This window comes from Corynebacterium sp. SA-MJD20WY100, assembly GCF_039822565.1.
Lineage (GTDB): Bacteria > Actinomycetota > Actinomycetes > Mycobacteriales > Mycobacteriaceae > Corynebacterium > Corynebacterium phoceense_A.
On sequence record NZ_JBCJKS010000009.1, the window covers coordinates 35,867 to 49,073 of the forward strand.

Sequence of the window (13,207 nt, forward strand, 5' to 3'; positions counted from 1 at the left end):
ACTGTTTAGAGTACCGCCATCTCGGTCGGGGTGATGTCGAGCTCGTGGCGGTCGACAACCTCGCCCTTGTAGAGGTCGATGACAACCAGCTCGTCCTTGTTGGCGTCGGTGATAAACGCGTAGCCGTCCTCAGGCTTGAGGATCGGTCCAGGAAGCTGCCACTCTTCCTTTTCCTTCCACTCGGAGATGGCGTCGATTTTCTTCGTCACCTCGCCGGTCTCCGGGTCGATGATGTTGAGCTTGCCGTCGTAGGTCAGCACGAGTGCCTCGCCGAGCGGGCCGCGAGCCAGGGAGCGGAACCAGTAGGAGGAACCGAGGTCGACCTTCTTAGCGGAGTAGTCGTCGGTGTTGATGAGGGAGATCGACTCCGGACGCTCGAACTCGGCGTCCTTCTCCGTTTTGTTGTCGGCCAAGATGATGGGGGACTCCTCAGAACCGGCGGAGTTGCCGGAGCGCTGGTAGCCGTCCTTGCCCGCGTAGGAGGACACGTCGATCTTGTGGAACGCCTTGCCGTCGAAGACAACGGGGCCGTCCTCGCAGCCGAAGAAGAGCTTGCCGTTGCCAGCGGCGGCCTCTCCGTGAACGCCCGGGCACTCGGTGGTCTCGGTGAGCACCGTGCCGTCCTTGTCCAGGTGCTGGATGGTGTGGCGCTCGTCCTCGGTGCCCTTCGTCATGACGATGGAGCCGTCCTCGAGCGGAACCGCGACGCCGTGGTGGGCCGCGCCGGACTCGAAGGTCGCGACCGGCTCGCCGCCGGTGCCGACCTCGGAGGTCTTGTAGACCTTGGCGACGCCGTCGCCGTCGGAAAATAGTGCGGTGAAACCGTCGTGGTGGACAACGTGGCCGGCGTGCGGTGCCTCGATGTCGACGTTCGTGAGCTTCGGGTCCGCGGTGTAGTAGTGGTTGTGGTCGCCGTGCGGCTTCTTGATGAGGCCGGAATCGTACGAGAGGAACTTGTCGCCCTGGGTGACCATGGCGTAGCGGCCGTCGCCAGCGTTGGACAGGCGCAGGAAGCCCGGCACCTTGTCTTCGCCGATGACTTCGCCGGTCTTCGGGTCGTAGGTCTTCAGGCCGCCGTCGTAGGAGATGACGACGCGGTTGGGCAGCTGCGCGACCTCGAGCTGGCCTTCCTCGGCTTCCATGCCGTCGTGCGAGTGGTCGTGGCCCTCGTGGTCGTGATTGTGCTCGGCGGTTTCGGAGCCCGCGGCTGCGGTCGAGTCAGCGGAATCGGAAGAGTTAGGGTTAGAGCAGCCCGTGAGGATGAGCGCCGTAGCGCCCAAAGCTGCAAGGGGAGTCAACAGAGATTTCTTCATGGTTCGTAAGACTATTGCTCCTGAAATTCATGTGCAATATGAAAATGTGCTGAAAACACTGTGCGGGGGTGCCCGGCGGCGCGCGGCCCGCGGCAATTAAGATGGTGAAGCGATATGGCTAACCTCATTAACCTCGAACAAGTCTCCAAGTCCTTCGGCCTGAAAACGCTTCTCGATGGCGTCTCTCTCGGCGTGCAGACGGGGGACCGCATCGGCATCGTCGGCGTCAACGGTGGCGGCAAGACCACGCTGCTCGAGGTCCTCACCGGCATCGAACCCGCGGACTCCGGCCGCGTTTCCCAGACGAAAGATCTGCGCATGGCCGTCGTGACCCAGCGCTTCGATCTGGACGACAACCTCACCATCGGCCAATGCGTCGTCGAGCCGCTTGGCCTCGAGGTCTTCGAGTGGGCCTCGAACGCCAAGGTCCGCGACGTCTTGGGCGGCCTCGGCATCGTCGACCTCGGCCTTGAAACGCCCGTGGGCCAGCTCTCCGGCGGTGAGCTCCGCCGTGTTAATCTCGCCGCCGCGCTCGTCCAGGACCTTGACCTTGTCGTCCTCGATGAGCCCACCAACCACCTCGACGTCGAAGGCGTCCAATGGCTCGCCGAGCATTTGCTCTCGCGCAAGATTGCCCTCGTCGTCGTCACCCACGACCGCTGGTTCCTCGACGCCGTCGCCACCACGACGTGGGAGGTCCACGACGGCCAGATCGACGCCTACGAGGGCGGCTACAACGACTGGATCTTCGCCCGCACCGAGCGCGCCCGCCAGGCTGACGCCATGGAGCAGCGCCGCCAGAACCTCGCCCGCAAGGAGCTCGCGTGGCTGCGCCGCGGCGCCCCTGCCCGTACCTCGAAGCCGCGCTACCGCATCGAGGCTGCCGAAGCACTCATCGCTGACGTCCCCGCACCCCGCAACAAGGTCGAGCTCATGGCCTTCTCTCAGCAGCGCCAAGGCCGCGTCGTCATTGAACTCGAGGACGCCACCGTCGCCACCCCAGATGGCCGCGTCCTTGTTGACCACCTCACGTGGCGCCTCGCGCCGGGCGAGCGCATCGGCCTCGTCGGTGTCAACGGTTCCGGCAAGACCACGCTGCTGCGCGCGCTGGCCGGCGAGCACGAACTCACCGCCGGCAAGCGCATCGAAGGCCAGACCGTCCGCCTGGGCTGGCTGCGCCAGGAACTCGACGATCTTGACCCGTCCCGCCGCCTCATCGACGCCGTCGAGGACGTCGCCACCTACGTCCACCTGGGCAAGAAGGAAATCTCCGCCTCCCAGCTCGCCGAACGCCTAGGCTTTAGTCCCAAGCGCCAGCGCACGCCCGTGGGCGACCTCTCCGGTGGCGAGCGCCGCCGCCTCCAGCTCACGCGCGTGCTCATGGCCGAGCCCAACGTCCTCCTCCTCGACGAGCCCACCAACGACCTCGACATCGATACCCTCCAGGAGCTCGAGTCCCTCCTCGACGGCTGGCCCGGCACCCTCGTCGTCATCTCGCACGACCGCTACCTCATCGAGCGCATCGCCGACAACACGTACGCCCTCTTCGGCGACGGCACGCTCACCAACCTCCCCGGCGGCATTGACGAGTATCTCAAGCGCCGCGCCGCGCTCGAGGCCCAAGAAAACTCCGGCGTGCTCAACCTCGGCACCCAGCCTTCCGATGCCCCCACGTCTGCCGCCCCGAAGCGTCTCAGCTCCCAAGAGGAACGCGAGCTGACTAAGAAGATGAATGCGCTCGAGCGCAAGATGGGCAAGCTCGACCAGCAGACTGAGAAGCTCAACGAGAAGATGGCCGCGGCCGCCGAGGCCGTGGACACCGAAGCGCTCACGAAGCTCGACGCCGAGCTCAAGGACGTCGCCGCCCAGCGCGAGGAATTGGAGATGGAATGGCTCGAACTCGGCGAGCAGCTCGAGGGCTAGCGCGGCTTTTCCACACGCTCGACCCATGGGGCGCCGTCGTCGCGCTCGTCTTCTTCGTCCTCACGCTCACCCCCTCGTTGCTGCCGCGCACGTGGTTCTACCAGGGGATCATCGGCGGCTGGGCCGCGGGCATCGGCTACCTCGTGGGCCTCGCCTTGCGCTGGGCCTACCGCCGCTACCTGCACCGGCTGCACCCGCTTGCGAATCCTGACAACTGGTCGCCTCGCGTCGCGCGGTGGGTGGCCCGTTGCGTCATCGCCGTGGGCGCCCTCTGGGCGTGGGTCATGGTGTGGTGGTCGCACCGCTGGCAGGTCACGCTCGCTGACCTTGCGGAGCAACCCCGCCCGAGCTACCTCGACGTCGTGTTCATTCTCCCGCTCGCGATCGCCACGTTCTCCGGCTACCTGCTTATCATCCGCTTTCTCGTCTGGGCCGCCGATACCGCCCAGGCCATCGGCCCACGCCGCGTGCGGCCCCGCGTCCGCAGCGTCTCCGCCTGGGTGCTCGTCCTGCTCGCCTGGTTCTGGTTCGTCTCCAACGCCGTGCCCGGTGCCACCGTCGGTCTCGGCGAGAAATTCTTTACCGAGCAGAATAAGGATCCGGACCCGGCCGTCACGGCGCCCACGGCGCCGGAGCGCTCTGGCTCGCCTGACTCCGCCGTGGACTTTGGAGGGGTGGGCTTTTATGGCTCCCGCTTCGTCGCGGGAGGGGCATCGGCAAGCGAGCTTACAGCGGCGACGGGCAAGCCTGCCAAGGAGCCCATCCGCGTCTACGCCGGGCTTGGCAACGCGGCGGACACGGCCGAGCGCGCAGACCTGCTCATCTCCGAGCTCGAGCGCACCCACGCCCAAGACCGCAAGGCCCTGCTTGTCCTCATGACGACGGGTACCGGCTGGGTCTCTGACTACGCGACGCAGAGCTTCGAGCTGCTCTATGGCGGCGATACCGCCATCGCCGCCGGACAATACTCCGCGATGCCCTCCGCCCTGCACTTTCTGGCGGGCGGCGACCAAGTCCGCGCAGCCGGCCAGGAACTCCTCGGGCCGCTCATCACGTGGTGGAACGAGCTGCCCGAAGACCACCGGCCGAAGCTCTACCTCTACGGTGAATCGCTGGGCACCACCGGCGTCGAGGCCGCGTTCTCTGGCCTGCGCGACGTCGTCAACTCCGTAGATGGCATCCTGCTCACCGGACCGCCGCATTTCAATCCGCTGCGTACGCAGTTCGTCACGCGCCGCGACCCCGGCTCGACGGAGACGGCGCCGGTCTACGCGGACGGCCTCGTGGTCCGCTTCGCCAACGACGAGGAACACGTGCGCCAGTGGGCGACCACGCGCGACCCAGATTGGGGCCCGGCCCGCATGCTCTACGTCCAACACACCTCGGACCCCGTCGCGTGGTGGTCCTTTGACATGATTCTCCGTGAACCGGACTGGCTGAGCGAGCCCGCCCCGCCGGGCCATGAGCGCGCGATGACGTGGATGCCTTTCGTGAGCTTCCTCCAAGTGAGCGCGGACCTGCCCGTCGCGGCGCAGGCGCCCATCGGCTACGGCCACAATTACGGCGACTCGGTGCTCGCCGGATTCGCCGCCATCGGCGACGTCGACCTCACTCCCGCGCGGCTTACGGAGCTGGAGAATCAGCTCGTGTCCATCCGTGGCGACAACCCCAAATAGCGCCGGAAGTTATCCCGCGACCGCGGGCTTTCTCGGCCAGGCATTCGTGCGGTCCCTCGTCGCGGAGCACGGCGGCGACGCGGAGAACATGTGGGGCAGCGTCCTCAACGACGCGGCCCTGTGCGAGACGCCCATCTTCGTGGGCAACTCGCTGGACAACCCGCTCGATGACGACTTCAATGACAACTGGCTCGGCCGACTCAGCCTTGAAATCCTGTCGAATATCTTCAGCAACGACTTCGCGCGCCACGCGCTGGCCGCGCACTCCTACGTCAATGTCGCGACCGAACTCTACGCCGGCTGGGAGTCCACCTTCGGCCCCGCTCTGGGGGTGGATTAACGTCACGAAGTGATAAACATCAGGCGTTCGTCTTTCACGGCTGCACACGGTTGTGGCACGGTGGAATGTATGACTTTGAAGCGTTCCACGTTCGTAGCCGTCTCCGCCGCCGCGGTGCTCAGCCTTGCTGGCACCGGCGTCGCCTCCGCCGCTCCGGCACTGCCTGCTGGCTCCTCTGTGCCCACGGTTGAGCAGCTGTCCTCGCAGGTACCGCACGTCGAGTTGCCCAACGAGGCGTATGACCTCGCTGACCAGTTCGGCGTCCAGCTCCCGGAGTTCCTCGCGCGTCCGGCGGTGTCGAACGCTGAGCTCGACCGCGTCTCCGCCGACGTGACTGCGGCGACCGCCGCGCACCTGCGCAAGCAGGGCCACAAGGACGACGCGAACGCCCAGAAGATCGCCCAGGAGTGGGCGGACCAGGCCAAGGACGGCAAGGTGAAATTCGAGGGCAACGCGGGCGACGGCACGACGCACCTGAACGAGGGCTCCGGCAACGTCTACAAGCTCACCCTCCAGGAGGCCAAGGACCGCCTCGCATGGCTCCAGCGCGATGTCCCGGTGCAGAAGTCTCCCAACGCGAAACCCTTCGGTGTAGCATCGGCGACCGACGGCGAGTTCGTGTACCTCGCCGAGTTCTTCTTTAACTAACGCGTCTTCAAGGAGTTTGCATGATTCTCATTAACGTTTCTTTCCACATCAAGCCGGAGTACAAGGACACCTTCCTCGACGAGGTGCAGTGGTACACGGATGCGTGTAACGCCGAGCCTGGCTGCCTGTTCTTCAAGTGGTACGCCGACCCGCAAGATGACCAGCGCTTCTTCCTCATCGAGGGCTACGCTGACGGCACGGATGTCGACCACGTCAACACCGAGCATTTCAAGCGCAGCTGCGAGGAAATGCCCAAGTACCTGCTCGAGACCCCGGACATCATCAACACCACGATCCCGGGCAAGACCGAGTGGGACAAGATGGCCGAATACAAGGCCGAGTAGCCCACTTCGCTACGGCCGGAAGAACGCCTGGGAGTCCGGGAGATCCCACTTGGCATGCGTGCCCACGCGGATATCCACCTCGACGCCCTCCAAGCCTTCTGCAGTAAGGCGGCTTGTGAGGTTGAAAATGGTCCGCCCCACGGTCTGGTCGTCGATGACGAGGCACGTCCGGCAGATGTCCTCCAGCGTGTCCGCGATGAACGTAAAGAGCGCCTCGATGTCTTCATCGGGAACCTCGACCACTGGGTCCCTTGGAGTCCACACCATGATGTGCGCCTCCTGCGAGATGAGGTAGCGCTTGACGCTCTTCTTTAGCGTGCTGACATTGCGCTCGCGCGAGACCTCTTTGATAAGCGAGTCGACGACCTTCACCGAGTCGAGCATGAGCTCGACAGGGCTGCGGGATTCACCCAGGTGGTCCAGCGTCGAGCCGTACGTGTCATCCCACGCGCCTTCTAACGCGAGCCGGTAGACGTAGTCTTCCGCATCGGGGAAGTAGGCCAGCGGCGAGTCGGGGAGAGCGATGCGGTGCAGCTCGCCCGTCGCGGGCAGCGCGCCGGCGCAAAAGCCGCCGATGCGCACCCCCTGCGCCGTCACCCGTACTTTCGGCGTCTCCTTCGCGACGGGAGAAGGGGGCGGTGATGGCGGCGCGAAGGTTACGCGCAGCGAGCTGAAGAGGTATTTTTCCGTGGACCACTTCAGGTGGCGGTGGCCGCGCAGGCGCAGGTGTTCGCTCACGATGGACCGCACATCGCGGCTGAGCACCCGCAGTAGTTCGACGGCATCGGCGCGGTGCCCATCCGTGCACTCGACCGTGAAGGCGAGCTGGGGGCCGCGCTCGGCGATATAGCCAGCGATGTCCTCATCGCCAGCGCCAAGCAACGCGAATTCCTCGACGATGGCTCCCACGCATTCGTCGATGGCGCGCAGCGCCGCGTGGCGCACGCTCCGGTAGGAAGCTGTGCTGGGGAGCAGGCGATTGAAGCGGCGGCCTAGGTCGGCCAGAGCCACGGCGCCGCGGGGATTAGGAGGCAGATAGGTATATGTAGACGAAGACAAGGGGGAATTCGCTTTCTTCCTCGCGCGCCGTAGGGAGGCGTGCAGCGAGGATCCGATGGGGTGGGCACGGGCAGGAAAACGACGCAGCACGAAGCCGGTCGCGTGATCTTAGATACATGCAACCCCATTGCGGGCACGGGCGCGATCACAGCCACTCATGCACCCCATCGGGAAGGGGAGGACGCTCAACGCCGTTCTGGTCCAGCGCGAGACGATGGTGCCCAGTATAGCGCCCCGCCCTCACCCGTGCCGCGGTTAAGCTCCGAGCCACTCCTCGAGCACCGTGAGCACGCCGTACTCCGTATTCGGCGGCGCAATCCGATCCGCGATCTCTTTGAGCCGGGGGTGCGCGTTCTCCATCGCCACGGCATACCCGGCTGCCTCCAACAACTCGTAGTCGTTGAGGAAGTCTCCGAACGCCGCGGTGTCTGCGACCGCAACACCGGTGGCATCGGCAAGCTGGCGCAAGCCCGCTCCCTTGTTGCCGTCAGGCGACATGATGTCGAGCCAGACCTGGCCCGACACTGCGGCACCCAGGTGGCCCACCGCGCCCGCGAAGGTGGGGTAGAGGTGCTTCTCCGAGCCCAGGCCGCAGAACACGGCGACCTTGATGACGGGGTTCGTGACCGCGCGCAGGTCCTCGATGTACGTCACCGACTTGTAGTACTTGTCCAGCTCCGCCTGAGCCGTCTCGTCGAGAGAAGCCGGCACCACGTAGGCGGTCTCCGGCGTGCACAGCAGCAGCGTGTGCGCCACGGGAAGCGTGTCCGCCGCATTGAGAATCTCCGCGACATCTGCGGGCGCAATCTCCGTCGTGGAGACCACCTGGCCCTTGTGCATGATGACCGTGCCATTCTCCGCGAGGAACGTGTCGCGGTCTGGGAACATCGCGCGCAGCGTCGCGAGCTGGCGGCCCGACGCTGGCGCGAGAATCATCCCCGCGGCCTCCGCGCGCGCCGCGACCTCCGGCCAGCGCGGCGGCAACGCCCCCGAACCGTCGAGCAGGGTGCCGTCCATGTCCAACGCGACGAGCCGGGGAGTGCGCATAAAGAAATCCTCGCAAACAAAGTAGTGATATGAAACACTGGCTTACATGACTGTGACTAATGAACACGACGCGCCAGTGTTGCTTTCCGTTCGCCACCGTACCGGACTCATCGAACTCAACCGGCCTAAGGCCCTCAATTCGCTCACTCCTGAGATGATCGACATCATCACGAAGGCCCTGCGTATGTGGGGTCCGGACGACGATATCGACCAGGTCGTGGTCTTTTCCTCACACCCCAAGGCCTTCTGTGCCGGCGGCGACGTCCGCCACGCCCGTTCCGAGGTCCTCGAGGGCGGCGACCCGGATTCCTTCTTCGAAGCCGAGTACGCCCTGAACGCCGCGCTCTCCGAGTTCCCCAAGCCATACATCGCGGTCCTCGACGGCGTCGCGATGGGCGGCGGCCTGGGCATTTCGCTCCATGGCTCGCACCGCATCGTCACCGATAAGGCGTTTGCGTCCATGCCGGAGATGGCCATCGGCTACGTCACGGACGTCGGCGTGCCGTACATGTCGCAGCGGACCATGTCGCCGGCGCTCGCGAAGTTCTGGGGTGTGACCGGCTACCGCATGTACGCCGCGGATCTCCTCTACACCGGTCTCGCGACCGGCTATACCGAGGATCCCACCGCCTTTATCGAAGACGTCGTCGCTCACGGCATCTCGTCTGCCCAGCTTTCCCATGCCGCCGCCCGCGGCCCCGCCCCCCTCGCCGCCCTTGCTCCCGCCATCGAGGAGGCCTTTGCCCATTCGACGTGGCCAGAAATCCTCGCCGCGTGCACGCCGGAACTGCGTGAGCTCGTCGACGAGCTCACCGCGGCGGCGAGCCCCACGTCTATCGTCGCGGCGCTCGAGCTTTACGACTTTGAATCCCGCGCCGCCGACATCCGCGAGGCGCTGGCCGCGGAGCTACGCCTGGGCACCTACCTCATCCGCCAGCCGGACTTCGCCGAGGGTGTGCGTGCCGTGCTCGTGGACAAGTCGAAGGACGCCGCGTTTAGCCCCGCGACCGTGGAGGACGTCGACGTCGCGGCGCTGCGCGCGCAGCTCTAGGTTTACCCCTGTTCGAATACCCCTGTTCGACAAATGTATTTGTCGAACAGTTGCCGGGGTCCTGCCGCGACTTTATCCTCCGTGGCATGACCGTCTCGATCTTCGATGCTCTTGCTCTCGGCGTCGATTCTCTCAAGGAAGCCGCTGGCCTTACCGTGGCTGAGCTCCGCGACCGTGGCTTGACGCTTGCTGATGCGAAGTTCATCTACCCTTTGGCCGCTGTTTATTGGCGCGCTAAGCCTAAAGGCATTGCTGAGGCCCGCAAGGCTGCCCGCGCTGCCGGCCATTCTCTGCGTGTGCTCGCCCGGATTGAGGTGCTTGCCGCGCGTTGCGAGGATCCCAACGCCGCCCGCGTGACTTTGTGTGGCACGGCGGAGACTAGGCTCGATGAGGTTGGCGCGAGGCTTGCCAAGCCGAAGACTCGCGTGGAGTCTGCCCGCCATACCTATGGCAAAGACGGTTGGCACCGTTTGGTGATTAACACCCAGGATCCGTGGCTGATGGATATGCTCGGCGCTTTGCCTGGCGATAACCTGCTTGACGGGTTCAAGCAGTTTGTCGCGGGCGGAGAACAGGTGAAGGCCTCGGCTCGTGCTGCGCATGTGGTTATTCGTCTTGATGAGCATGAGGAGTACGTGGCTGAGGGCAAGCTTATTCGTGCTACGGATGGCACGGTGCGTCCGGCTCGTTTGCTCGCCCAGGAGAAGTTGGCGGAGGTTGGCTACGTTACGTTGGTGACTGATTGGGGTGAGCCGGTGGATTGTTTTAAGTCGACGCCGATCTTCAACGAGAAGCAAACGCTGATGGCGTTTGCGCTGCATCCGCAGTGTATTCATCCGGGCTGTGTGACGCCGGCGTTGTTGTGCGAGCGTGACCACTTTATCCCGCGGAACAAGGGCGGCGATACGAACGTCGCAAACCTCGTGCCGCTGTGCCGGTTCCATAACGGGCGCAAGGCCGACGGTGATTCGTATACCCGCGATGCCGAAGGCAATTACTGGTACGTCACGCCGTATGGCAAGCGCTACCTGTGCACCGTGGACTAACCCTCACAAACGACAACCCGCCCCGCAGGGCGGGTCATTTGGCATGCCGTTTTACACAGCGCACTGCGTCGACGTGTTCTTGTCGTAATTCGAGTACTGCTGCAGCGCGTATTGGAACGCAAGCGCGTACTGGTCGGCGCCTTCGATTTCGGGGTGGATGCCGTCGGCGCGCAGGAGCGACGTGTTGGACTGTGCGTGCGTGCACCAGTCCGCGACGTAGACGTTCTTGTGGTCCTTGGCTGCTTGGATGACCTCGGCGCGCGCACCGGGCATCCAGTCCCGGTCGCCGTAGGGGACGGAGAGAACGATGGTGCGGTCGGGGCCGATGGCATCGATAAGCTCATCGAGCTGTCCGGGGAACGCCGCGCCATTCGTGCCGAAGCCGAGGAAGACTGTATCGCGCAGCTGGCCCGTGCTCTTCAGCTCCTGGACGATTGGAATCGCCGCGGTGTAGTGACGCGAGACGGCCGCGTCGATGTAGAGACCAGGGAAACGGGTGTTGAGCGCGGCGCTCGAGGCAAGCATGACCGAGTCGCCGATGGCGGTTATCTCCGGGCCGCGCGGCATGGGGCGGGTCTTCTTAGTGGTCGTCGTGGGAGCGGCGGCCTCGGAAGCTGGCGTGCTCCCCGAATTATTGAGCTGCTGCAGCTCTTCGAGGTCGCGTTCGAGCTGCGTCTTATCGCTCGACGTCACGACGCCGTAGACCACGCCTGCCAGCGACGCGACGACGAGCAGCGGCACGAGCGGCCACGCGACTTTCGCGAAGCCGGACCGCAGCTCGGCAAGGCTCGGGCGGGAGGCCCAGAACGTCGTCCATGCCTTCTTGTATCCGCCGCGTCGGAACGGGTTTTCAATGAACTGGTACGAGATTTCCGACAGGAGGAAGGACAGCGGCAACGCCACGAGACCCCACACCCAGGCGTGCTCGCGCTTTGAGTCGAAGAGCGCGATGAGGATCATGATGAGCGGCCAGTGCCACAGGTAGAGCGAGAACGAGCGTTGGCCCAGCCACCGCATGACGGCCGTGCCGAAGATCCACGTGAGCGGACGCGCACCCCGCACGACACCCCAGATCATGAGCGCGCCCAGCACGCTCGTAAGCACCAGCCCGCCGCGGTAGGTCAATTCCAGATCGTCTGTCATGAAGATGAGCTGCGCGAGGTACGCGAGCAACGCCAGTGGCGCGAGGACCTGCGCCGCAATAGCGCCTGCGCGGCGCGACGACGGCCAGGTGTCCGCCGCTGGGTCCGAGTGCGTCGACGTAATGATGAGCGACAGCGCCGCACCGATGAGCAAGCCAAACGCGTGCGTATCCGTGCCGTAGTAGACGCGCGTCGGGTCCTCGCCCGGGGTGTAGATAAACCACATGGCGACCGCAGACGCCGCGGCCAGCACGACCGACACGATAATCGGCACGCGCCGCGGATACCGCCGCACGAAGATAAACAGCCCCGCGATAAGCAGCGGCCAGATGAGATAGAACTGCTCCTCCACGGCTAGCGACCAGTAGTGCGCGAAGACCTGAATCTCGTTGTCCGCAAAGTAAGACTGGGAGGTGGCAATCTGTGTCCAGTTATTGACGAAGAAGAGCGTGCCCAGGAACTGCTCGCGAATCCCCACGGCCAGGTCGCCGCCAATCGCCGCGACAATCGCCGTACAGATAACCAGCACCGTCACGGCTGCCGGCAAAATGCGTCGGAAACGCCGGCCCCAGAAATCCTTGAGGCTAATGCGCCCCGTGACGCGGAACTCGCGCACGAGCAGCGACGTAATAAGGAAGCCCGACAGGACAAAGAACATGTCCACGCCCAGGTAGCCGCCGGGCAGCACATCGCCAAAGAAGTGATAAATAACCACGGCGAGTACCGCCAGGCCGCGTAGGCCGTCAAGCCCCGGCACCAGACGCAGCCGGGCGCGCGCCTCGACCGGCGTGGCAAGCGCCCGCTTGCCGATGCCCCCATCGCCCACCGCAGCATCCGCCTCCGCCGCCCGGGCGGCGCGTGCTTCACGCTCGCGGCGCGCGGCCTCGTCCGCGGCGGCGCTGTGTTGCGCCGCCGAGGGAATGACAACTGGCATCGCGCGCTTGCGGGCCATGGGTCTAGCAGCCGCGGCTGTAGCAGCGGCTGCCGCGGCCGCGAGTGCTCCTGCTGGCTTGGCAGCGGGCTTGTCAGCTACGGGGTGCGATGCAGGCGTTTCAATTTGGGGCGCCGGGGAGGCGAGGATTCCCGACAAGCGCCGCAGCGCGCGGCGCGCGGCGGGCGAGAGTTCTGGTTCGTCGTCCGTTGCGGGAGCGGGGCGCAGGCTGGCGGGGAGTCGGCGTGCGGCGACGCGGTTGGCGGGCGTTGCCTCGCGCTCGAGTGGGGGCGTCGGGCGTAGCGGACGGGGCGCCGCAGGCGCGGGAGCCGGGGCCGGGGCCGGGGTAGTTGTGGGGACGGTGAGGAGTGTGGCGAGCCGGCGGTGCGCGCGGCGCGCGGCGGGCGAGAGTTCTGGTTCGTCGTCGGTTGCGGGAGCGGGGCGCAGGCTGGCGGGGAGTCGGCGTGCGGCGACGCGGTTGGCGGGCGTTGCCTCGCGTGGGGCAGGCGCGGCGGGACGCGGCGGGCGCGTGACGGGCTCGGGGACTGCGGGGCGGGAAACTGGGGCCGGCTCCGGAGACTGAGGCGCGGGAGTGCGCGTGGGGAGGTCCGGGGCGGGAAGCTCGTTGTCACGGCGGGTGCCGGTGACGCGATCAACAATCGACCGAAGGAAGCGTTTCACAAATTC

Annotated in this window: 11 protein-coding genes; 7 read left to right on the forward strand and 4 right to left on the reverse strand. The window is 65.5% G+C overall.

Going from position 1 to position 13,207, the window contains the following annotated elements:
• Positions 1 to 5: 5 nt before the first annotated feature.
• Positions 6 to 1,313, reverse strand: coding sequence for a hypothetical protein (locus tag ABJ196_RS06535; protein ID WP_347305725.1), 1,308 nt, complete (start codon positions 1,311 to 1,313; stop codon positions 6 to 8).
• Between the two features lie 114 nt (positions 1,314 to 1,427).
• Here ABJ196_RS06535 and ABJ196_RS06540 point away from each other — a divergent pair, with 114 nt between their 5' ends.
• The 5 genes from ABJ196_RS06540 to ABJ196_RS06560 all read left to right on the forward strand — a co-directional run bounded on the left by ABJ196_RS06540 (position 1,428) and on the right by ABJ196_RS06560 (position 6,244).
• Positions 1,428 to 3,236 carry an ABC-F family ATP-binding cassette domain-containing protein gene (locus ABJ196_RS06540; RefSeq protein WP_347305726.1) on the forward strand — a complete coding sequence of 603 codons (1,809 nt, stop codon included), beginning with the start codon at positions 1,428 to 1,430 and terminating at the stop codon, positions 3,234 to 3,236.
• The gene (locus ABJ196_RS06545; protein ID WP_347305727.1) at positions 3,203 to 4,912 is read left to right on the forward strand and encodes an alpha/beta hydrolase; all 1,710 of its coding nucleotides are present in this window, start codon (positions 3,203 to 3,205) and stop codon (positions 4,910 to 4,912) included. Before ABJ196_RS06540 ends, ABJ196_RS06545 begins: the two co-directional genes overlap by 34 nt.
• Complete coding sequence (locus tag ABJ196_RS06550; protein ID WP_347305728.1) at positions 4,893 to 5,252, forward strand: hypothetical protein; 360 nt, start codon at positions 4,893 to 4,895, stop codon at positions 5,250 to 5,252. Before ABJ196_RS06545 ends, ABJ196_RS06550 begins: the two co-directional genes overlap by 20 nt.
• Positions 5,253 to 5,321: 69 nt before the next feature.
• Positions 5,322 to 5,900, forward strand: coding sequence for a hypothetical protein (locus ABJ196_RS06555; RefSeq protein WP_347305729.1), 579 nt, complete (start codon positions 5,322 to 5,324; stop codon positions 5,898 to 5,900).
• A gap of 20 nt (positions 5,901 to 5,920) precedes the next feature.
• On the forward strand, positions 5,921 to 6,244 hold the full coding sequence (locus ABJ196_RS06560; RefSeq protein ID WP_347305730.1) for a putative quinol monooxygenase: 324 nt from the start codon (positions 5,921 to 5,923) through the stop codon (positions 6,242 to 6,244).
• 9 nt (positions 6,245 to 6,253) lie between these two features.
• Here ABJ196_RS06560 and ABJ196_RS06565 read toward each other — a convergent pair whose 3' ends face one another.
• Together ABJ196_RS06565 and ABJ196_RS06570 are read right to left on the reverse strand one after the other, a co-directional pair.
• On the reverse strand, positions 6,254 to 7,303 hold the full coding sequence (locus ABJ196_RS06565; protein ID WP_347305731.1) for a hypothetical protein: 1,050 nt from the start codon (positions 7,301 to 7,303) through the stop codon (positions 6,254 to 6,256).
• A gap of 255 nt (positions 7,304 to 7,558) precedes the next feature.
• Positions 7,559 to 8,350 carry an HAD family hydrolase gene (locus tag ABJ196_RS06570; RefSeq protein WP_347305732.1) on the reverse strand — a complete coding sequence of 264 codons (792 nt, stop codon included), beginning with the start codon at positions 8,348 to 8,350 and terminating at the stop codon, positions 7,559 to 7,561.
• A gap of 46 nt (positions 8,351 to 8,396) precedes the next feature.
• On the opposite strand from ABJ196_RS06570, the gene ABJ196_RS06575 reads away from it, so the two are divergent.
• Together ABJ196_RS06575 and ABJ196_RS06580 are read left to right on the forward strand one after the other, a co-directional pair.
• Positions 8,397 to 9,401 (forward strand): 3-hydroxyisobutyryl-CoA hydrolase, encoded by a 1,005-nt coding sequence (locus ABJ196_RS06575; protein ID WP_347305733.1) that lies wholly within the window; start codon positions 8,397 to 8,399, stop codon positions 9,399 to 9,401.
• Between the two features lie 86 nt (positions 9,402 to 9,487).
• Positions 9,488 to 10,447, forward strand: a complete 960-nt coding sequence (locus tag ABJ196_RS06580) for an HNH endonuclease signature motif containing protein (protein WP_347305734.1) — start codon at positions 9,488 to 9,490, stop codon at positions 10,445 to 10,447.
• Positions 10,448 to 10,498: 51 nt separating this feature from the next.
• Here ABJ196_RS06580 and ABJ196_RS06585 read toward each other — a convergent pair whose 3' ends face one another.
• Positions 10,499 to 13,201 carry an acyltransferase family protein gene (locus ABJ196_RS06585; RefSeq protein WP_347305735.1) on the reverse strand — a complete coding sequence of 901 codons (2,703 nt, stop codon included), beginning with the start codon at positions 13,199 to 13,201 and terminating at the stop codon, positions 10,499 to 10,501.
• Positions 13,202 to 13,207 lie beyond the last annotated feature (6 nt).